This is a genomic window from Rhodococcus sp. WMMA185 (genome assembly GCF_001767395.1).
Classification (GTDB): domain Bacteria; phylum Actinomycetota; class Actinomycetes; order Mycobacteriales; family Mycobacteriaceae; genus Rhodococcus_F.
The window spans coordinates 1,516,025-1,536,819 of record NZ_CP017014.1 but is presented as its reverse complement, the minus strand read 5'-3'; the positions used below and the strand labels follow the sequence as shown (position 1 = coordinate 1,536,819).

Below are 20,795 nucleotides of genomic sequence, written 5' to 3'. Positions count from 1 at the left end.
CTAGGACGAGGTTGTTTTCAGTTCTCGGTAGTCATACTTGTTGCGCCACCGTAGGTTCGCGCTGCAGGTACCGAGTCCGAGTCCTCGGTCCGGGTGTCGATTGACGCTGCAGATGGCCAATGGTCGGGGGGTTCTCCGAGAAGTGAGGAAAGCCAGATTATGTGTTCATCGCCGATGACACCCACCAACCAATCTACAACGGTCTCGAGCAAGAGGCTCTCAGCGTCGGGCTGGGGGCACATCACCCGGCAGCGCGGAACCTCTCGTAGCTCAGTTCCATCAACTCTCGATCTGGCCTTTCCGAGTTCTTCTGGGGCAAGACCATCAATCGTTGCCCGTGCCGCTCTTTGAGCCCATGCTCGAGCATAGGTCCGTCGACTTCGATAAGTAGATCCTCGCGGATCTCGACGACATAGTCAGGCCTGATACCGAGGATATTCACATCGAAAGCGGCATGGTGAATCTTGCATAGAGCCAGACCATTCCGTACGGATGCTATCCCTTCGTCATGCCCGTCCGGCACGATGTGCGCAGCATCCAAGAGAGAGCCATGACCCAAAGCACAGACTGCGCATCGCGTCTCGTATGCCCGCATGACTGTCGCACGGAAGACAGGCTGATGAAGACGTCGCTTGGTCTCGGCCATCACATACCGACGCAACGTCTCTTCAACAGGCGAATCAGGACGATGCAAGTCACGGGCCGAGTCAATAGCGACCACAAACTGGTGCTTCTCGGGTTCCTCGTCAACGAGATACACCGGGTAGATCGGCTGAAACCTGCCGACACCCACGCCATAGAACCAGATCAGTGGCACCTGCTGGTCCATTGCCGCCCGCAGCCCTCGGTTATCCATGTGATCAGGGTCGGTCCCAGACCACTTGTATCGCAGGAACCCGTCGCCTCCAACTTCATCCTCGTACGGCCGCACCGAGCCCTCAGCCCGATAGGTCGTCACAATGGACAGCGCGGAGCTCAGCTCCCGGGGCTTGCGGATTCCCCGCGTCGGGTCTACCAAGCGGAACATACTGCCGTCGAACGTGAAGTCGAGTAGTTCCTCGCGGGTGATCGAGTCGAGCCCGTCGTTCGTGCGGATGGTAAGGAATCGCATCGCCTCCTGCCTCAGTCGAGCGTCGTCTTCCGCCCCCATCACCGCAGCCACAGCTCTCCTTCTCTCATCCACACAAATGACCAAGACACTGTCCAAGCAGCTGGACAATCCTTGAAGCACGGGAATGTATATCGTGATTTGTACGGAATCGCCATTCGAGCAGCTGTTAAGAATCCAATCCCCAGTTCGCCAATCCCCAGTCTCAGCCATAGCCCACACGAGCGGCCTAACGCGTCGCTGATCGCAAGTACCGCACCAACGATTCCAAGCCGAATCACCATCCCTACAGCCCCCACCCGTGAGATAAGGTCGCGCAAACCCCAATCACCTTGGGGGGTCATCTTGAGCGACGTCTTCATCGTTGCGATGCACACGCTGGCGCCGGTGTTCGGGCCGATCGGGGCCGACTTCCTCGCGTCCTTCGCCGCCGCGCAGGCCACTCATGCCGCATCGGTCGCCGAGCTCTCCTTTCACTATGATCCAGGGCACCGCCGTCGGCGACGCACTCGAAACGCCACTCCCGAGCACGCCGCTCGAAGCACTGCAGAACTCGCCCCTCGGTCCCTGCTCGACACCCCCGTCGCTGACCTGGCCTGGCCACCTTCCACAACCGCCTCCCCCGCCCGCGCTGCCTCCGCTTCCCCGAATCCCCTCGAAGAGCTCCTGAACGGCGCGGGGTTACCGGCGCTGCCCGGGATCGACGAATTACTGGCGCCACTGCAGGATCTCGCGAGCAGTTTCGGCACGGGCATGTTCGGTGACTTCGATCCGACCGCGATCCTCGACATGTCGTCGAAGGTGATCGACCAGACAAAATATGAAGTCTCCGGACATGCCGGGGCTATTCAGTCAGTGACGTCGCCGCGAAGCAGTGCGCCCCCAAGAAGCGGCCGGTCGGCCTGGACCCCGGAACTTACGCGACGGTGACCTCGCCGACACGTTGTACGCGTGAGCACCTTCTGCACCGAGACATTTGGCGTCGCAGTCCGCAGGCTCGAGGCCCCGGCCGGATCGGCAGCACCAAACCGAGTTCAGCCGTGTCGCACACCTGCGCTGCCCGTCGTTGGTGGAATCATCGCTGCATGCATCTGCTCGACGACGGATTCACACCACCGGAGGCCTGCGTGCAGTGGTGCCGCGCCCGGGCCTACCCGCTGCACGTGCTCGACGACAGTGCCCACGTCGACCTTGACTGGTGGAATCACCAGTTGCGCGAGCACAAGCACGAGATCGTTCTTCACGGACGGGATCTCGACGGCCACGTGGTCGATCGCGGCGTCGCCGTCGTCCAGCGCAACGACCTGCAGATCGGTAGCGAACTGATCGAATCCGATCACGACGCGCTCGGTCTGCTGTTCCTGTGCGCGGCCTGGCGCAGCGCCCACCGCAGCCGCCGGGCCACGCGCCGCCTGCCCGACGTCATCAACCCATTCACGGAACAGGACCCACTCACCAAGATCAAGAACGTGCTGAACCGGTGCGCCAAGGACAAGCGCATTCCCGAACCGTCCGGCGACGCCTGGTCGGGCTGGCCGGACATGCCCGGCGTCGGGGTGTCGCTGATGGCGCTGTTCATGTGGGCGGTCGGTGTTCAACGGGACGGCGTTCGCGCCCAACTGATCGACCAGCACGGCGTCTCGACCCTGATCCACGAGGGCTGGCTCGAGGAGCCGTCGGTCAGCGGGTTTACCCTTCGTCGCTACGAGCGCTATCTACAACTGCTGAGCGCATGGGCGATGCAGGTGGGTACCGACCCGGAGCTGATCGAGATGTGGCTGGTGCAACGCTGGAATGCACGCCTGCAGGAGGCCCGCAGCGGCGCCCGAACCGAGCCCACGCTGTTCTGAGCCGCCGCATTCCGCGTCGAGCCGAAGGCATCCTCAGGAACACTGGACTCATGCCGACCAATCCCGTCACGATCACCGTCACCGGCCATGCCGAGCGTTCCTGCGCGCCCAATCGCTGTGTGGTCCATTTAAATATCGTCTTCGACGGCACCACCCGCGCCGAGGCTGCCGATGCCGCATCCGAGTCTGTGGCCGCGCTTACGAAGCTGATTCGGTCTCTCGACCGGAAACGTGCAGGTCCCGTCCGGCGGTGGTCACTCGACCAGATCCAGCACTCCCGGCACCGGCCGTACCACCCAGAGGGCAAGAGACTGCCGTGGAACTACCGGTCGTCAGCGGCCGGATCGGTGACCTTCCGCGACCTCGGATCCGTAGCCACCTTCGTCGATCAGGCGTCAGCAATCGAGGGCGTCAGCGTCGGTCGCCTTGAATGGAAGCTCACCCGCAAGTCCCATGCCGAAGCCGTATCCCGGGTTCGGGATCTCGCGGTCCGCGACGCGCTCGCCAAGGCGAAGGACTACGGCCGGCGTCTGGGCTGCAACCGGATCGACGCCGTGGCGTTGGCCGACCCCGGCATGCTCAACGCCGGGCAGCGCCCCGAATTCGGCCCACCGGTCGTGCGGGAGATGGCCGCCTCGGCCCAGGCGAAGGATCATGAGCACGAAGGGCTCGCGCTGAAGCCGGAACGGCTTCGCATCACCGCCGATGTCGAGGCGCGGTTCGAGGCGTCTTGACGAGGTCCGCTACCCCCGCCGCAGCCCACTAGCTCGCGAGACCTGTCGTCTCACGCCCTCCCGCACCGGCGAACGGAAACACCATGACAACTTGGAACACTCGCCCCGAGACCGTCGACGACATCCCCGCCATCCGCGAAGTCAACCTCGCCGCCTTCGACACCGCGGACGAAGCCAACCTCGTAGACGCCCTGCGCGCCGACACTTCCTGGATCGAGGGCCTGTCACTCGTCACCACCGACCAGAACGGCACCATCGTCGGCCACGCGTTGCTGACCCGCTGCCACATCGGCGACACCGCAGCTCTGTGCCTAGCCCCGTGCGCGGTCCTACCCGACCATCAGCGCAGAGGCGTCGGCTCGGCCGCCATCCGCGCCGCCCTGAAGGCCGCCAAGGACATGGGCGAGTACTACATCACCGTGATGGGACACCCCAGCTACTACCCCAAGTTCGGGTTCACCCGCGCCTCCACTCACGGCATCGGACTGAGTATTGACGTCCCCGACGAGGCACTCATGGCCATGACCCTGGATGACAACCACCCGCTTCCGACCGGCACCATCCGCTACGCCGCACCGTTCGGTATCTGACCCACCCGTGAGTGTCGCATATTCCCCACAACGTCACCGGCCACCCGGACTAGACGTCGCGGCACTGCATGGCCGCAATTCGCGGCGTGACCACCAGCACTAGAGCCCTCACCCGTGAGATAGAGTCACGCAAACGCTAATCACCTCGGGGGGTCATTTTGAGCGATGTCTTCGTCGTTGCGGACGGGATCAGACAGTATGGGGCCACCGCCGCGAAGGCGGCGGAGCAGATCGGTGGTGCCGCAGCCAATCTCGGCGCCGATCTCGCTACGCTGGCGCCGGTGTTCGGGCCGATCGGGGCCGACTTCCTCGCATCCTTCGCCGCCGCGCAGGCCACCCATGCCGCATCGGTCGCCGAGCTTTCGTTTCACTACGCGCAGACTGCGGCCGCCGCGGAGGCGACCGCAGCTTCCTACGAAGCCGTCGATGACGCGAACAGCGCGGCGCTCGGTGCGATCGGTGAGGGAATCGGGGACATCGCATGACGTACCCCGACCCCGCCGGATCCCCCGCAGCATCCGAGTCGATCCTCGACCTGATCCAGGGAACCGCTGTCGGCGATGCTCTCGAGACGCCGCTGCCGAGCACGCCCCTCGAGGCACTGCAGAACTCCCCTCTCGGCCCCCTGCTCGACACCCCGGTCGGTGATCTGGCCGGGCACCTACCCCAACTCCCTCCCCCGCCCGTGCTGCCTCCGCTTCCGCCGAATCCCCTCGAGGAGTTGCTGAACGGCGCGGGGTTGCCGGCGCTGCCGGGGATCGACGAGTTGCTGGCGCCGCTCAGGGATCTCGCAAGCAGCTTCGGCACGGGCATGTTCGGCGACTTCGATCCGACCGCGATCCTCGACATGTCGTCGAAGGTGATCGACCAGACCATGTCGATCGGCATGTCCGGACTCAAGGTCCTCGATCAGATCTGGCAGAGCGACGCGGCCCAGGCCGCACGGTCGCAGGGCATGCAGGCTCAGACGAGCGGCGCCGAGTTGAGCGAACGCGGCGCGGCGATATCGCGCACCACGGAGATAGCGGCCGCGTCCGTGGCCCGCGGCAACGCCAATCTGATGGCCATTGCCGAGTCGTTCGCGGCCACCGCAATCGCGGCCGCACCGACGATTCTGACTCCTCCGGGGCAGGCGATGCTCCTCGCCTCAGCCGCCGAACATCTCCAAGCCGCCATCGGGGTTGTGACGCAGACACGCACCGAGCTGACCGAGCATATCGTCACGATGAACAGCCTCGCCACCCCGGTCTCGGTGCCGCCACCACCGGGGTCGGTCGGCTTCGGCCCGTCAGGGGCGAACTCCCCATTCGCGATCGCATCCCAGGTGATCGAGCAGGTCGGCAAGCCGATCATCTCGAAGGTGACCGGAGGCGTCGACGATCTCGTGTCGGCGAATACACATGCGGCGGGAGTGTCCTCGGGCGCCCTGGCCGCCGATTCTCCCTCCTCGAGGCCCGGCATCGGTTCGGCTGGCTTCGGCGGCGGTTCCGCGAGCTTCGGCATGCAAGGCAGCACAAGCGGTTTCGTGGCCGGAACACCACACGGAGTGGCCCCTGGCGCGGTTCCACCCGTGACAGGCCCATCCGGCCCGGCGGCGACACCCGCATCAACCATGAGCTCCGGGGCCCCGATGGGCGCAGCGGGAATGGCAGGTGCCGGCCGCGCTGGAGGCGACGAGGAATCCGGGCGGTCCACCCCGAGCTACCTCGTCAGTGCGGGCGAGGGCACCGCCTTCGACGGTGCCCTCCCGATGGTCACGCCCGCCGTGATCGGCGGCGAGGAGATCGACGACGATCCGTTCGACGGCCGGATGTAAACCTCAGTCGACGAGTCCCGCCACCTCGTGATCGGTGAGCGTGGTGGCCGGAAGGCGGCCCTCGGAGCGTACGAGTTCCACCGCCCGGAACAGGGGCCGCTCGGGCAACGGGGCGCTACGCGCCTCGGCCCGCAATTGCTCGATCAGCACGGACGCGACAGCAGCGGCCGGTACCAGTTCACTCTGTGCCAGCGCATCCGCCAAGCGGCGCAGCCCGAGCACTTCCAGCTCGCGGCCACCGTCGTTCGTGTAGAGAGCCAGTGGAAGTGCGAGGCTGCCATCCGGGTCGGTGATTCGGAGGCTGACCTCGCTGACCCTGGCGGAGCGGACCACGATCTCGACCGTGACGGCCCTCGTGGCATCGACCTGGCGACTACGAATCCCACCAGTCGACCGAATGCGGCCTTGCTGCAGTGTGATTCGACGCCGCAGCGCGACGAGCGCCGGTGCGGCGGTCGGGACCGCAATCACAGCCCCAACCAACACGCCGACCCAGAGCGATGTGAAGAACCCGACGATCGCACCGATCACCACGCCGATCAGGACCGCGACGGTCGCAACCCGCTTCAGCCGCGGGGCGATCAGCTCGATCGGAACGAGATCGAGCGACACCGGCGTCGTCGCGTCAGACTCCAAGGATCTCTCCGACGCGCGTGACGACGTCTGCGAGGGGTGCCGACTCCTGATCGCCCGTGGCGAGAACCTTGATTCCCACCGTGCCCTCCGCGATGTCGCGGTCGCCGAGCACGAGCGCCAGCGCGGCACCCGACCGGTCGGCGGCTTTCATCGCACCCTTGACCCCACGGTTGCCGTAGGCAAGGTCGACGCGGATTCCCTTGGCGCGCAACCGCTGGGCTATCAGCACCAGCCGCGCCTTCGCCTCGTCGCCCAGCGGAACCCCGAAGACTTCGCAGCGCGCCGGTGAACCCACCGTCTTACCCTCGGCGGCCAGCGCGAGCACCGTGCGGTCGACCCCGAGTCCGAAACCGATGCCGGACAACGGTTGACCACCGAGTTGCTCCATCAGTCCGTCGTAGCGTCCACCGCCACCGATGCCCGACTGCGCCCCCAGACCGTCGTGGACGAACTCGAACGTCGTCTTGGTGTAGTAGTCCAGTCCGCGCACCATGCGCGGGTTGATCACGTAGGGCACACCCAGCGCGTCGAGGTGCGCGAGCACCTGGTCGAAGTGCGCCTTCGCGCTCGACGAGAGGTGATCGAGCATCAGCGGGGCGTCCGCCGTCATCTCGCGCAACTCCTTGCGCTTGTCGTCGAGCACGCGGAGCGGGTTGATCTCGGCTCGCCGACGCGTCTCTTCGTCCAGCGGCAGTCCGAACAGGAACTCCTGCAACCGTTCCCGGTACTGCGGCCGGCACGTGTCGTCGCCGAGCGAGGTGATCTCCAATCGGAAACCCTCGAGACCGAGTGCGCGGAAGCCGGCATCCGCGACGGCGATGACCTCGGCATCGAGAGCCGGGTCGTCGACGCCGATGGCCTCGACCCCCACCTGCTGCAGTTGACGGTAGCGTCCGGCCTGCGGCCTCTCGTACCGGAAGAATGGTCCCGCGTAACTCAACTTCACCGGCAGCTGTCCGCGGTCGAGGCCGTGTTCGATCACCGCGCGCATCACCCCCGCAGTGCCCTCGGGGCGCAGCGTCACCGACCGGTCGCCGCGGTCCGCGAAGGTGTACATCTCTTTGCTGACCACGTCGGTGGATTCGCCGACACCGCGTGCGAACAGGCTGGTGTCCTCGAAGATCGGGAGTTCGATGTGGCCGTACCCGGCCAGTCGTGCGGCGCGCATGAGTTCGTCACGGACCGTGACGAACTCAGCGGACTGCGGGGGAACGTAGTCGGGAACGCCCTTGGGTGCGGAGAAGGTGCTGGCTTTGCTCACAGTCGTCACCTTTCCCTATTTCGATCCCGAGAGTCCAACGAGAAACGGGTTGGACACGCGCTCGGCGCCGATCGAACTCGATCCGCCGTGCCCGGGCAGGACCGCGGTGTCGTCGCCGAGGATCAGGAGTTTGTCCGCGATCGACTGCAGCAACTGCTCGTGGTTTCCGCCCGGCAGGTCGCTCCTGCCTATCGACCCCTGGAACAGGGTGTCGCCGGTGAGGGCGATGTCGAGGGGACCGTTCTCTCCCTCCACGCGGGTGCGGAAGACCACCGAACCCTGGGTGTGGCCGGGGGTGTGATCGACGCCGAAGGAGATGCCTGCCTGTTCGATCGTGTCGCCGCCGGCCAGTTCGATCACCTCGCTCGGTTCGTGGAAATCCAAGCCCGCGATGAACGGCTGCATCGTCGGTCCGATGCCGCGCCCGGGGTCGGACAGCATGTACCGGTCCTCGGGGTGGATGTAGGCGGGAATCCCGAACTTCTCGCAGACGTCGTATGCGTTCCAGACGTGATCGAGGTGACCGTGCGTCAACAGAACCGCCGTCGGGGTGAGCGTCGACTTGGCCAGGAAATCGAACAGCGGCTCCGCAGCATCCTGGCCGGGGTCCACGACCACGCATTCGCGGGCATCATCCTGCGCCAGGATGTAGCAGTTGGTCTGAAACATCCCGGCCGGAAATCCAGTGACGAGCACGCGTGACGCTCCTGTTCGAGTGGTTATTGCGGTGGATACAGACTAAGCCGTCGCCCGACGCGGATGTTCTCAGGTTCGGATGGCAGAATCTGAAGGTCGTGCGTACCGGGGGGTAGGTCCCCCGACCTACCGCCCACCGACCTACCGCAATGTCGACCGACTGCCAGACAGACCGATTTCGGGAGGACCACCTCAGTGCCGAGCAACGAGCAACGCCGCGAAGCAGCCAAGAGAAAACTTGAGCGCCAACTCGAGCGCCGTGCCGCTCGGGCGCGCAAGCGTAAGCAACTGACCATCGCCGCTTCTGCGCTGGGGGTCGTGGTCCTCGTGGGAGCGATAGCAGTCGTCGTCACACTGACCAGGGAAAACGACAGCACCAACGACGCCTCGGCGGCCGAGACGACCTCGGACCACACTCCCGGCGTGATGCCCATCGGCCGGGCCGAGCCGCTTCCCCAGTTCGTGTCGTGCACGTACACCCCCGACGGCCAGGAGCCGGCGAAGCCGGTGGAACCGCCGCGCACCGACGACATCGACACGACGGTAAGCACCGTCAGCGTGAGCATGGAGACGACCCAGGGCAACATCGGCCTGACGCTCGACAACGCCGAATCGCCGTGCACGGTCAACAACTTCTTGTCCCTGGCGAGCCAGGGCTACTTCGACAACACCCCGTGCCACCGGCTCGTGACCTCCGAGGGACTGAAGGTGCTGCAGTGCGGTGACCCCACAGGGACCGGCACCGGCGGGCCTGGATACGGCTTCGCCAACGAGTTCCCCACCGACCAGTACTCCGTGGGAGACCCGTCGGCGCAGATTCCGGTGACATACCCGCGCGGCACGATCGCAATGGCCAACAGCGGCCAGCCCGACAGCAACGGCAGCCAGTTCTTCCTCGTCTACGAGGATTCCCAACTGCCCCCGCAGTACACGGTGTTCGGGACCATCGACGAGACCGGCCTCGAAACCATCGAGAAGGTCGCGGCAGCCGGCGACGACGGATCGATGGCAGCAGGTGGCGGCGCGCCCAACCTTCCGATCGACATCACGTCCGTCCGAATGGACTGAACTGAGCATGGGGTGAAGTGGCGTGTGAGGATGGAGTGATGAAACGCACCCCAATTCTCGTCGCAGGCGTGAGCCTTGCGGTCGTTCTAGCCGCGTGTTCGAACTCGAACGAGGGCTCGCCGACGCCCACGTCCGAGGCGCCCGAAACCACCACTACTACGGCGGCGGCGGCGCCGCTGGATCTGTCCCGGTTCGCGCCTCTTCCACCCGTTCCGGCCCCAGTGGCGGCGACGGTGGACTGCACGTACCCCGAGGGTCGGGCCGCCGCCAGGGACGTCACACCGCCGCCCACCTCGGGTGTGTCCACGGAGGGCACGGTCCCCGTCGACCTCACGACGAGCGCCGGTCCGATCGGCCTCACCCTCGACCGCGCCGAGGCCCCCTGCACCGTCAACAGCTTCGTCAGCCTGGCCGAGCAGGGGTACTTCGACGACACACCGTGCCACCGGCTCGTGACCTCCCAAGGCCTCGAGGTCCTGCAGTGCGGCGACCCGACCGGGACCGGCACCGGGGGCCCCGGCTACGGCTTCGACACCGAATACCCCGAGACCGTTTTCACGCAGGGCTCCCCCGAACTGTCGCAGCCAGTGGTCTACCCGCGCGGCACCGTGGCAATGGCCAACAGCGGCACCCCAGGCAGCAACGGTAGCCAGTTCTTCCTCGTCTACGCCGATTCGGTGCTTCCGCCCACCTACACGGTCTTCGGATCGATCTCGGACGAGGGCCTCGCCACCATCGAGCAGGTCGCCGCCGGCGGCGACGACGGCTCCATGTCGGCGGGCGGCGGAGCGCCGAACATCCCGGTGCAGATCGAGACCGCTGTAGTCGGCTGACCGAACGAACCAAGGCTCGTCGAGCGGGCCCCGGCGCACTCCGCGACGCGCCGGGGACCGCTCGAGTTCTTTTCTGGGCACAGGCGCCGCCCGCTCGACCATTGACGCATAGGTTTTCCTGTCGGATACTGCATGGAATCGATTCCATGGAATCGATTCCACAGGACGAGGGAGAAACCTTGACGGGTCCGATCATCACGATCAAGGACGTGGCAGCAATGGCCGGTGTGTCGCCGGCGACTGCCTCACGGGTGCTCTCGGGCAACCCGGCAACATCGCACGAGGCCACAGCGAAGGTGGTGGCTGCCGCCGCCAGGCTGGGTTATCGCCCCAACGCTCAGGCTCGTGCGCTGCGCTCGACCCGCACGAACGTCGTAGGACTGTTGGTCTCCGATGTCCGCAACCCGTTCTTCGCCGATCTCGCTCATGCCGCTGAACAGGCGGCACTGAGCAACGGCCTGGTCACCCTGCTCGGGAACGCGAACGAGAGCATCGAACAGCAGGATCGCTATCTCGACACGTTCATTTCCCAACGCGTGGCCGGGGTCGTCGCCGCACCGCAGGGCGAGGGGAGTCCCAGCCTGAAGGCGGTACTCGAAAGAGGCATACCCACCGTATTCGTCGACCGGACGGTCGACGGAATCGACATACCGAGCGTGACCAGCGACAGCGACTCCGGTATCCGGCAGGCGGTCGAGCACCTCGCCGGTCTGGGCCACAAGCGCGTCGGCTACATCGCCGGCCCCGAGACCACGTCCACCGGACGCGCCCGGCTGCGGTCCTTCTCCCGGGCGGCACGCGACTTCGGCCTGAGCGACGATCCCGACCTGACATTTGTCGGCGACTTCCAATCCGCCAGCGGCGCGGCGGGTGCCCGGCACTTGCTGGCGCTCCCCCAGCGGCCGACGGCGCTGTTGGCCGCCGACAGCCCGATGGCTGTGGGTGCACTGTCGACCCTCCAGCACGAAGGCGTCCACATCGGCTCAGACCTGGCTCTCGTTGCCTTCGACGATCTCGAGTGGTTTCCCTTGCTCGACACGCCGCTGACCGTCATCGCCCATGACGTGGAAACAATGGGCCGCACCGCCGTGAAGTTGCTTCTCGATGTGATCGACGGACACCGACCCGAATCCGTGGTTCTCCCCAGCGAACTGATCGTCAGAGCGTCGACCGAAACCCCACCGAAAAGGCAGGTCCTGTGAGCACGATTTTCGTGGTCGGAAGCCTCAATATCGACCAGACCATCCGCGTTCGCGCCCTTCCCAGAGGGGGAGAGACCGTGCGGGCATCGGACGCGGTCTACCGGCCCGGCGGCAAGGGCGGAAACCAGGCCGTCGCCGCGGCCCGCGCCGGAGCGAGTGTGGCATTCACCGGTGCGGTGGGCGATGACGGTCATGGGCGGCGGATACTCGAGGTCCTGTCCGACGCAGGCGTCGACTGCCGGAACATTCGGGTCGTGGACGAGACTCCCACTGGGACAGCGGTCATCGCGGTCGATGACATGGGACAGAACCAGATCCTCGTCAGCCCCGGAGCGAATGCCAACCTGACGCCAGAGGACGTGGACATAGACGAGGCCCGAGAGGGAGACATCCTCGTCTTGCAGCTGGAAATCCCGGCCGAGCTGGTCCGGCACGCAGCCCGAAGCGCCAAGTCCCGTGGACTGTTCGTCGTCATGAACGCGGCGCCGTCGCCTCGACATATAGACGGACTGTTCGACGACGTCGATCTTCTGGTCGTCAACGAGAGGGAAATCTCGCTCCTGGCCGTTCTGACCGGAACCCCCGCCACCGACAACCGAGACCTCGTCCGCTTGCTGCCGGGCGTGCTCGGCCCCACCATCGTGTACACCGCCGGCGACGGGGGGTCGTATACGGTCGTCGACGGCAACCTCGTCCACGTGCCGGCCTGCACCGTGATCGCCGAAGACACCACCGCCGCCGGTGACACGTTCGTCGGCTATCTGGCCGCATCACTGCTGGCCGATCCGGGTGATCTGGTTGCGGCGATGAAGCTTGCCACTCGGGCCTCGGCACTGACCGTCACCCGTAGCGGCGCCATGGAATCGATTCCACACCGCGAAGAAGTTCTCCAGATGACCCATTCCCCGTCCACCCCAGCGTCCCAAGGAAATTCATGAAGATCGCACTCGGCAACGACCACGCCGGCTTCCCACTGAAGACCTTCGTCCGGACCGTTCTGGAAGAACTCGGCCACGAAGTCATAGACCGCGGAGCACCCAGTGAGAGGCCGGTCGACTTCCCGGACGTCACCCGGGCCACCTGCGAGCTCGTCAAGTCCGGTGATGCGGATCGTGCCGTGCTCGTCTGTGGGACCGGAGTCGGGGCCGTCATGGCCGCCAACAAGATTCCGGGCATCCGCTGCGCGCTCGGTCACGACGTCTACTCCGCCCACCAGAGCGTCGAACACGACGATGCGAACGTGATCGCCATGGGCGCTTGGCTCGTCGGCCAGGCCACGGCCAGGGAAGTCCTCCAATCCTTCCTCGACGCGAAGTTCGACAACGACGAAGACACGATCAGACGAGTTCAGAAGCTCCGGGAAATGGAACTCGAAGGGGCTCGGGAACTCTCGGGCGAGATCTGAACGGACCCAACATCACCTACCGGTCCCCCGACCGCGCGCCGAGGACCACACAGAAATATCCGCACATGAATATCCGCACGTGAATATCTAGGGAGAGATTCGAGCATGGCCCCCGAAGTCACCGATCTGCAGCGACAGGCTGCCCACGGGTCGCCGACCAAAATCAAGACAGCGATGGCGTCGGCCGCCGGAACGTGTGTGGAGAACTACGACTTCGTGGCTTACGGTACGGCCGCGGCCCTCTACTTCGGCGATGTCTTCTTTCCCAGTACAGACCCCCTGGTCGGCACCCTGCTGTCCTTCGCCACTCTTGCCGTCGGCTTCGTCATGAGACCTCTAGGCGGGGCAATCGGCGGATACCTCGCCGACAAATACGGCCGCAAGCCCGTGCTCGTCGGGGCACTTCTGACCATGGGCATCGCCACCGTCCTCATCGGATTCCTCCCCACATACGAGACCGTCGGAATCCTCGCTCCCATACTGCTGGTCACCATCCGCATGATCCAAGGCCTGGCATTCGGCGCGGAATGGGGCGGCGCCGTCATGATGACCTTCGAACACGCACCCTGGAAGAAGCGCGGCCGTTTCGCCGCGATCCCGCAGGCGGGCAACCCCCTGGGCATCACCTTGGCGAACGCCGCCTTCCTGCTGTCGGCCTCCCTTCAGACCGACTGGGCGTGGCGGCTGCCGTTCCTTGCCAGTGCGGTGCTGATCGTGGTCGGCCTCGTGGTTCGAATGAAGCTCGAGGAATCCCCCGAATTCGAAGACACCAAGGAATCCGGCGCGATCGTCGACAACCCGCTGACGACCGTCATTCGGGACGACTGGCGCAACATCGCGCGGGTGATCTCGCTGCGCGTCGTCGAAAGCTGCGCCTACTACGTCACGGCCACCTTCCTGCTCTCCTACATCACACAGAACAACGGCAACGACGAGACGATCGGCCTCACGGGCATCGTCGTCGCGAGCCTCATCGCCATACCCGTGACCTTGCTGGCCGGAGCACTGACCGACCGAATCGGAAGGCGCAAAATGTATCTCGGCGGCACGATCGCCGTCATCGCCTTCGGCTTCCCGATGTTCATGCTGAGCAACACGGGGAACCCGTTCGTGATCGTCCTCGTCTTCGTCATCGGAATCGGCATCATCCACGCGGTCTTCACCGGCACACAGGGCGCCTGGTTCGCCGAGTTGTTCAGGACCAACACCCGAACCTCCGGAGCGTCCATCGGGTACCAGGTCGCAGCATCCATCTCTGGATTCGCACCCTTCCTGGCCGTCCTCCTGGCATCGGTATTCGGATGGGCGGGCGGAGCCTCGCTGTACGTCCTGGTGGGCGTCATAGGCCTTGTCGGTGCCCTGAACACCCGCGAAACCTGGGGTCCCAAGCAAAAAGCAGAGGTCAACGCCATCATCGCCGGCAAGGTGACCACCGCATCGCAGAAGGCTCCCGCAGCCAGACCGGCCCGCTGATCGCCCGGACGGGATCCGGCGCGAAGCTGCCGCGTCCTAGGGGACGAGAATCGCCCGGCCGCGTACCCGCCCGGCGCCGAGATCGTCGAGTGCGCGCTGAAAGTCCTCGAGCGGGTACTCGGTCGTGCGGAGGGTCACCTTGCCCTGGGAGGACAGGGTCATGAGGTCCTGCAGATCGTTGTAGGAGCCGGTGAGACTTCCGATGAAGTTCAGTTCCGTGTATACGATGTCGATGGTCGGGACGTCGAGGACTCCGCCGTAGCCGACTACGTAGTAGTTGCCGGCACGACGGAGCATCGCGACCCCCTCCCGAGTTGCGCTGCCCTCGCCGACGAAGTCGATCACAGCCTCGGCGCCATGCCCGCCGGTCAACTCCAGCACCTGCTGGACATGGGTGCCGTCCGCGACGATGCCGTGGTCGGCACCCATACTCACGGCCAAGTCGACCGCCGACGGGATGCAGTCGATCGCAACTATGGTGACACCCGAGATCGCCGCGAGCACTTGGACACCGATGTGACCGAGGCCGCCCGCACCGATGACCACGCACACGTCACCGGGCCTGGTCGTCTTCGCCACCTTCGCCGCCGCGTGATAGGCGGTCAGCCCGGCATCGGCGAGCCCGGCAACATCGGCGGGGGCGAGCGCATCATCGATTCGGACCACACTTCGCGCGCTACTACGCAGGAACTCGGCATAGCCGCCGTCGATGTTCATTCCAGGGAAACTGTTGTCGAGGCAGTGCATGTCGTCGCCGGATCGGCAGGCGCGGCACAGCCCGCAGGTCATGGACGGATGCAGGATGACCTTGTCACCCACTTCGACGTTGGTCACGGCGTCACCGACGGCATGCACCCAACCGGCATTCTCATGGCCGATCGTGAATGGCAACTGCACGCCGGTCCTTTCTTTCCAAATGCCTTCGAGAATGTGGATGTCGGTGCGGCAGACTCCCGCGCCCCCGACCCGGACGATGACATCGAGTGGACCCTCGATCTGGGGCTCGGGCACTTCGGTGAGCTGTAACTTCGTGTCGTATCCCACGACCTGCACTGCTTTCATAGCGCTCTCCTCATGGTCCTGATATCGGTGACCATTCGTCGTAGGCCCGTGCGAGCATGACGTTGCTCGGGCACAGCTCCACCTGGTTCACCATCGCGGAGTTGTTGCGCTAGACAGTCTGCTCCCATTCCTCATTCGGGTCGAGGATGGCGTGAAAGTCGGACAGTTTCGCGACCGTCCAGTTCTTCGGCGTTCCCGTCGGCCTTCTGATCAGTCGGCGGCCAGGGAGCGGCTTATGACCAGGCGCTGAATCTGGTTGGTTCCCTCGAAGATCTGGGTGATCTTCGCTTCGCGCATGTACCGCTCGACGCGGAAGTCCCGGGTATAGCCGTAGCCGCCCAAGACCTGGACGGCGTCCGTCGTGACCTTCATCGCGGCATCGGTTGCCACCAACTTCGCTATGGACGCATTTCGGGAGTACGGCTGGCCGGCGTCGCGGCGGCGCGCTGCGTCGAGGTAGGTCGCGCGTGCTGAATCGACCGCAGCGGCCATGTCGGCGAGCAGAAAGCCCAGGCCTTGGTGATCGATGATCTTCTTCCCGAATGCGGTGCGCTCGCGCGCGTAGGCGACAGCCTCGTCGAGGGCGGCCTGCGCCAGCCCGACCGCGACCGCGGCGACGCCCAGACGTCCGGAGTCGAGTGCACTGAACGCGATCTGCAGGCCCTGCCCCTCGGCGCCGATGCGCCGTTCCGCGGGAACAAATGCGTCGTCGTAGTGCGCCGAGGTGGTGGGAACGGCGTGCAGACCCATCTTCTCCTCGGGCTTGCCGAAGGTCAGTCCCTTCGTGTCCCCCGGTACGAGGAAGCAGGAGATACCCTTCGAGCCCTCGCTGGTACGCGCGAAGAGGTTGTAGAAGTCCGCGATGCCGCCGTGGGTGATCCACGCCTTGGCCCCGTTCACGACGTATCCGCCGTCAGTCGGCGCGGCCTTGCACGACAACGCGGCGGCATCTGAACCCGCTTGCGGCTCGGAGAGACTGTAGGCGCCGATGGTGTTGCCGCCGAGCATGTCCGGCAGCCATCGCTGTTTCTGCTCGTCGGTGCCGAACACCATCAGCGGGTGGCAGGCGAGGCTGTGCACGCTGACTGCCACGGCGACAGCCGCCCAACGGGCTGCGAGCTCCTCGAGCACCTGAAGGTACACCTCGTACGGCTGTCCACCGCCACCCCACTCCTCCGGGTAGGGCAGGCTGAGCAGCCCCGCCTCTCCGAGCGTGGCGAAGACGCCGTCGGGGTATTTCTCGGTCTTCTCGTGTTCGTCGACGATCGGCGTGAGGACCTTGTCGGCGACGTCCCGCGTCAGCGCGATCAGGTCACGGGCTTCGTCGGTGGGCAGCAGGCGATCGACGGCCACGGGTTCTCCTCGGGAAGAATCTGCGAAGGACGGTTCTGATTCGCGGTTCAGACTACTGCGCCGGAAGCGTCTTTCTTGTTTCCGGCACTGCCCAACACTGACTCCGCAGTAGGGGCAGAAATCCGTCCTCCCGGCTACCGTCCACACCTCGCGGTAGTTCTGGTTCGAGGAAGCCGGGTGTCGGAATCAGACGATGCCGAACTCCTTGATCCTTCGGTAGATCGTGGCTCGCGAGATTCCCAGGGCTTTGGCCGCCGCCTTCTTGTTGCCGCGGTTCTCTTCGAGACTGCGAACAATGGCGTCGCGTTCGAGAGCCTCGATCCGAGTGAGGGTACGTCGGCTCAGCGTCCGACACACGGGCGGAATCTCAGAGGCCTCGATGGTGCCGGAACGTTGCCGGTTCACCACTGTCTGAAGAACCGACCGCAGCTGTTCGACGTTGCCGGGCCAACTGTACTTGCACAGCTGCCGCATTGCCTGCGCAGACATTGTCACCTCAGATCCATGGCTGAGCTGACGGAGCAGCAGCGGTACCAGTTCGCGGAGATCCTCGATCCGGTGGCGCAATGCCGGGACGGGCACGGTGCGGTCGAATAGCGGGAGGATCAGTGCATCGACCACCGGTTCCTCGCCGACACTGCCGATCGTGGTGCCGATCCATCCGTCGTCCTGACGATCTCGGATCAATTCCACGATGGCAGCTTGCTGGGCCTCACCGAGACGGTCGAGATCGCGAAGGATAATTCGGAAACTCTCGTGCTCGAGCTCTTGCGCGAGCACCTGCAGGCCGTCGGCCCCGGCACGGAAGTCTTCCGGAGTGAACACACGGGTGATGCTGCACTGATCTTGCGTTGCCGCTACCTTCAGCGCGTGGCAGCGGCCCGATCCCTGCTCGCCCGAGACCGCGACCCACTGCCCTTCCCGCACACAACTTGCGATCTGCTCGTAGCTTGAACGCCACGACGAGCTGGATCCGGCGAGTCCGCGCACTACACCTGAGTTCACCCCTCCGCCGCGGGTCTCCGGTTCCTCGGTGTCGATGAGGTGCACCTGCAGGAGCGCCATCTCGCTGTGCGTTCCGCCGGGACAATCACCCGAATGGGACAGGCGGATCCTCTGCCCGCTGGGAAGAACGGCCACCTGACTGTGTTCGACGGCACGGCCAAAGGAATCGAGGCCGAGTTCGACAAGCGTGGCCTGATCCTGGGCGTCCAGGATCCCCCGGAGTCGGCGGTTGATCAGGACGACGTCGTCGCCGAGGGCGAGGATTCCCGATTGTGGTGACCGCCGGCAGGCTCGCAGATATGCGTTCAGCAGATCGGTCTGCGCCGCACTGGCCTGCGTGAGCAATCGCCCCTCGATCTGTTTCGTGGCCGATCTTGCGAGCGTGGCCAATAGCGGACCCCCGTCATCGACCCACCCGGTGAGGTCGAGCGCTCCAACGAGGTGGCCCGATACCGGGTGCAGAATCGGGACGCCTGCGCACGCCAAGTGCTCGAGACATTCGGAGTAGTGCTCGGCCCCGGTCACGAGCGTAGGCTTACGCGTTTCGAGTGCGGTGCCGATTCCGTTCGTTCCCACGGACTCTTCCGAGTAGCTGTAGCCCGGAGCCAGATTGACGGTGTCGAGCGCCTTATTGAGGCTTCGGCTGGCAGCAATTCTGGTGAGCACTACTCCGTCCGGACCGGTCAGGATGACGCTGACAGGTTCGTCGGACAGCCCGTCGACCAGTTGCTCGAGCACCGGAGCGGCCGCCGACATGAGAGGGCTACCGGGGTCCGGTTCACGAACGAACGGGAGGTCGAGACGATCGACGCGCACGTTCAGCGCCTTCGATCGTTTCCAGGACGTAGAGATACTCTCGCGTATAGCTGCGTCGAGATCGTGTTCGGTCAGAAAACGTTCCCGTGCTTGCCGCGCGTCTGTGATGGTCATGAGCCGAATCCTTCGTTGCTGGCTCGAGGGTACGCCGCATCACGATGAGCCCCGTCTCATTCTGAGACACGAGATCACAGCGGCGCGTGCCTGATACGCCGCTTGCGCCACGAACGGTCAGTAGATGTTCGACGGGCGGATCATGCCCTCGGCCAAGTCGCCGAACCCGGGCGCCACGATTGCGCCGGGGTTGCCCACCACCTCCTCCACGATCGCGGTCTCGGTCGTGATGAGCAGCGCAGCGATCGACGCTGCACTCACGAACGCGGCTCGGGTGACTGTGAACGGGTCGATCACACCATCACGAAACATGTCACCGTACTCGCCGGTGAGCGCGTTGAACCCGTGCCCAACAGGTAGCTGCGCGACGGCTTCGGCAACATCGTCGCCGTCGAAGCCGGCGTTGATCGCGATCCGGCGCAGCGGCTCGGCCAGGGCACGCCGGACGACGTCGCGCCCGATCCCCTCGTCCCCAGAGAGTTCGAGTCCGTCCAGTGCTCGCTGTGCCTGAATCAGCGCGCTGCCCCCGCCGGACACGATGCCTTCCTCGAGTGCCGCCCGTGTGGCGGCCAAGGCGTCCTCCACTCGAAGCATCCGCTCCCTGAGTTCGACGCTGGTCGCACCGCCGACGCGGATGACGGCGACCCGGCCGGCCAGTCGGGCGATCCGCAGCTCGAGGCTGTCTCGATCGGTGTCGATCCTCGCCCGCTCGAGTTGAGCCTCGAGCTGGGAGATTCGGGCATCGACCAGGCTCTGGTCGCCGTGCCCACCGACCATCGTCGTCCCGTTCTCGGTCACGGTGATTCGGTTGCACGAACCTAGATGTTCGAGCGCCGCCTCAGACAACTCGATTCCGGTGTCCTTGGCGATCACGTGCCCACCCAACGCCACCGCGAGGTCCTGCAACTCGGCTACTCGGCGGTGACCGAAACCCGGTGCGCGGACGACGACGGATTGCATCGTCGCGTGCATATTTCCGCCGACCAACAGTTGCAGAGCCGGACCGTCGACGTCTTCCGCCAGCACTACCAGAGGTCGATCGGCACGCTTGGCTACCTCGATACTGGGCATGATGTCCTGCACCTTGGTGATCTTCTTGTTGGTCAACAAGATCAGCGGGTTCTCGTGGACCGCCACCATCCGCTCGGGGTCGGTGACCATGTAACCGGAGATGTAGCCGTGGTCGAACTCGATGCCGTCGACGATGTCGACCGACATCCCGAGGGTGTCGCTTTCTTCGGTGGTGACGATTCCGGACTTGCCGACATAATCGACCGCGTGGGCGATGGTCTCACCGATCGCGTCGTCGTCGCTCGCCGCCAGGCTCGCGATCCGCTGGAGGTCACCCAGGCCGCCGACCGTAGCCGATTGTCCGCGGAGCCCGTCGACGACGACCGGGACGGTCTGTTCGATGCCCCGACGCAAGCGCACCGGGTTGGCTCCGGCATCGACGGCGCGCAGTCCTTCGTGCACCATCGCCTGTGCCAGCACGATCGCGGTGGTGGTGCCGTCACCTACGACGCCATTGGTCTTCATCGCCACCTCCTTGACGAGCTGGGCACCCATGTTCGCGAAAGGCTCGCTCAGCTGGATTTCCCGCGCGATGGTGACGCCGTCGTTGGTGATGGTGGGCGGCCCCGTGAGCTTTTCGAGTACCGCGTTTCGCCCCTTCGGCCCGAGGGTCACCTTCACCGCATCGGCGAGGGCGTTGACACCGTGCTCGAGACGTGACCGCGCGTCCGTGTCGTACCGCAACTCCTTGGCCATGGCTGA

20 protein-coding genes are annotated in these 20,795 nt (G+C 65.2%); 12 read left to right on the top strand and 8 right to left on the bottom strand.

Annotated elements, in window-relative coordinates:
• Positions 1-241: 241 nt before the first annotated feature.
• Positions 242-1,162 carry an HNH endonuclease gene (locus tag BFN03_RS06975; RefSeq protein ID WP_232320450.1) on the bottom strand — a complete coding sequence of 307 codons (921 nt, stop codon included), beginning with the start codon at positions 1,160-1,162 and terminating at the stop codon, positions 242-244.
• A gap of 291 nt (positions 1,163-1,453) precedes the next feature.
• Between BFN03_RS06975 and BFN03_RS21005 the strand changes: the two genes are divergently transcribed.
• The 6 genes from BFN03_RS21005 (at position 1,454) to BFN03_RS06945 (ending at position 6,098) form a co-directional block, all read left to right on the top strand.
• Positions 1,454-2,038, top strand: a complete 585-nt coding sequence (locus BFN03_RS21005) for a hypothetical protein (RefSeq protein ID WP_442971900.1) — start codon at positions 1,454-1,456, stop codon at positions 2,036-2,038.
• A 155-nt stretch (positions 2,039-2,193) separates the two neighbouring features.
• Positions 2,194-2,958 carry an 8-oxoguanine DNA glycosylase OGG fold protein gene (locus BFN03_RS06965; protein ID WP_070378405.1) on the top strand — a complete coding sequence of 255 codons (765 nt, stop codon included), beginning with the start codon at positions 2,194-2,196 and terminating at the stop codon, positions 2,956-2,958.
• Between the two features lie 50 nt (positions 2,959-3,008).
• Positions 3,009-3,692, top strand: a complete 684-nt coding sequence (locus BFN03_RS06960) for an SIMPL domain-containing protein (RefSeq protein WP_070378404.1) — start codon at positions 3,009-3,011, stop codon at positions 3,690-3,692.
• Positions 3,693-3,775: 83 nt separating this feature from the next.
• On the top strand, positions 3,776-4,282 hold the full coding sequence (locus BFN03_RS06955) for a GNAT family N-acetyltransferase (RefSeq protein ID WP_070378403.1): 507 nt from the start codon (positions 3,776-3,778) through the stop codon (positions 4,280-4,282).
• Between the two features lie 158 nt (positions 4,283-4,440).
• Positions 4,441-4,767, top strand: a complete 327-nt coding sequence (locus BFN03_RS06950) for a type VII secretion target (RefSeq protein ID WP_070378402.1) — start codon at positions 4,441-4,443, stop codon at positions 4,765-4,767.
• Positions 4,764-6,098: a hypothetical protein gene (locus BFN03_RS06945; protein ID WP_070378401.1), complete on the top strand. Its 1,335-nt coding sequence runs from the start codon at positions 4,764-4,766 to the stop codon at positions 6,096-6,098. The genes BFN03_RS06950 and BFN03_RS06945 overlap by 4 nt, the downstream gene beginning before the upstream one ends.
• A 3-nt stretch (positions 6,099-6,101) precedes the next feature.
• Here BFN03_RS06945 and BFN03_RS06940 read toward each other — a convergent pair whose 3' ends face one another.
• Genes BFN03_RS06940 through BFN03_RS06930 form a run of 3 tightly spaced genes read right to left on the bottom strand, consistent with a single transcriptional unit; the run spans position 6,102 to position 8,691 of the window.
• On the bottom strand, positions 6,102-6,734 hold the full coding sequence (locus tag BFN03_RS06940; protein WP_070378400.1) for a hypothetical protein: 633 nt from the start codon (positions 6,732-6,734) through the stop codon (positions 6,102-6,104).
• The gene (gene hisS / locus BFN03_RS06935; protein WP_070380688.1) at positions 6,724-7,995 is read right to left on the bottom strand and encodes a histidine--tRNA ligase; all 1,272 of its coding nucleotides are present in this window, start codon (positions 7,993-7,995) and stop codon (positions 6,724-6,726) included. The genes BFN03_RS06940 and hisS overlap by 11 nt, the downstream gene beginning before the upstream one ends.
• A 15-nt stretch (positions 7,996-8,010) precedes the next feature.
• Positions 8,011-8,691 (bottom strand): MBL fold metallo-hydrolase, encoded by a 681-nt coding sequence (locus BFN03_RS06930; RefSeq protein WP_070378399.1) that lies wholly within the window; start codon positions 8,689-8,691, stop codon positions 8,011-8,013.
• 195 nt (positions 8,692-8,886) lie between these two features.
• Between BFN03_RS06930 and BFN03_RS06925 the strand changes: the two genes are divergently transcribed.
• The 6 genes from BFN03_RS06925 to BFN03_RS06900 all read left to right on the top strand — a co-directional run bounded on the left by BFN03_RS06925 (position 8,887) and on the right by BFN03_RS06900 (position 14,672).
• Positions 8,887-9,759 (top strand): peptidylprolyl isomerase, encoded by an 873-nt coding sequence (locus BFN03_RS06925; protein WP_070378398.1) that lies wholly within the window; start codon positions 8,887-8,889, stop codon positions 9,757-9,759.
• Positions 9,760-9,797: 38 nt separating this feature from the next.
• Positions 9,798-10,592 carry a peptidylprolyl isomerase gene (locus BFN03_RS06920; RefSeq protein ID WP_070380687.1) on the top strand — a complete coding sequence of 265 codons (795 nt, stop codon included), beginning with the start codon at positions 9,798-9,800 and terminating at the stop codon, positions 10,590-10,592.
• Between the two features lie 146 nt (positions 10,593-10,738).
• Positions 10,739-11,794, top strand: coding sequence for a LacI family DNA-binding transcriptional regulator (locus BFN03_RS06915; RefSeq protein ID WP_232320449.1), 1,056 nt, complete (start codon positions 10,739-10,741; stop codon positions 11,792-11,794).
• Positions 11,791-12,732: a ribokinase gene (locus tag BFN03_RS06910; RefSeq protein WP_070378397.1), complete on the top strand. Its 942-nt coding sequence runs from the start codon at positions 11,791-11,793 to the stop codon at positions 12,730-12,732. Before BFN03_RS06915 ends, BFN03_RS06910 begins: the two co-directional genes overlap by 4 nt.
• Positions 12,729-13,199 carry an RpiB/LacA/LacB family sugar-phosphate isomerase gene (locus tag BFN03_RS06905; RefSeq protein ID WP_070378396.1) on the top strand — a complete coding sequence of 157 codons (471 nt, stop codon included), beginning with the start codon at positions 12,729-12,731 and terminating at the stop codon, positions 13,197-13,199. Before BFN03_RS06910 ends, BFN03_RS06905 begins: the two co-directional genes overlap by 4 nt.
• A 105-nt stretch (positions 13,200-13,304) precedes the next feature.
• The gene (locus BFN03_RS06900; protein WP_070378395.1) at positions 13,305-14,672 is read left to right on the top strand and encodes an MFS transporter; all 1,368 of its coding nucleotides are present in this window, start codon (positions 13,305-13,307) and stop codon (positions 14,670-14,672) included.
• Between the two features lie 36 nt (positions 14,673-14,708).
• On the opposite strand, the gene BFN03_RS06895 is transcribed toward BFN03_RS06900, so the two are convergent.
• The 4 genes from BFN03_RS06895 to groL all read right to left on the bottom strand — a co-directional run bounded on the left by BFN03_RS06895 (position 14,709) and on the right by groL (position 20,789).
• On the bottom strand, positions 14,709-15,734 hold the full coding sequence (locus BFN03_RS06895; protein ID WP_070378394.1) for an NAD(P)-dependent alcohol dehydrogenase: 1,026 nt from the start codon (positions 15,732-15,734) through the stop codon (positions 14,709-14,711).
• A gap of 210 nt (positions 15,735-15,944) precedes the next feature.
• On the bottom strand, positions 15,945-17,087 hold the full coding sequence (locus BFN03_RS06890) for an acyl-CoA dehydrogenase family protein (protein WP_070378393.1): 1,143 nt from the start codon (positions 17,085-17,087) through the stop codon (positions 15,945-15,947).
• A gap of 186 nt (positions 17,088-17,273) precedes the next feature.
• Complete coding sequence (locus BFN03_RS06885) at positions 17,274-19,022, bottom strand: sigma-54-dependent Fis family transcriptional regulator (protein WP_070378392.1); 1,749 nt, start codon at positions 19,020-19,022, stop codon at positions 17,274-17,276.
• 117 nt (positions 19,023-19,139) lie between these two features.
• Positions 19,140-20,789, bottom strand: a complete 1,650-nt coding sequence (groL, locus tag BFN03_RS06880) for a chaperonin GroEL (protein WP_070378391.1) — start codon at positions 20,787-20,789, stop codon at positions 19,140-19,142.
• Positions 20,790-20,795 lie beyond the last annotated feature (6 nt).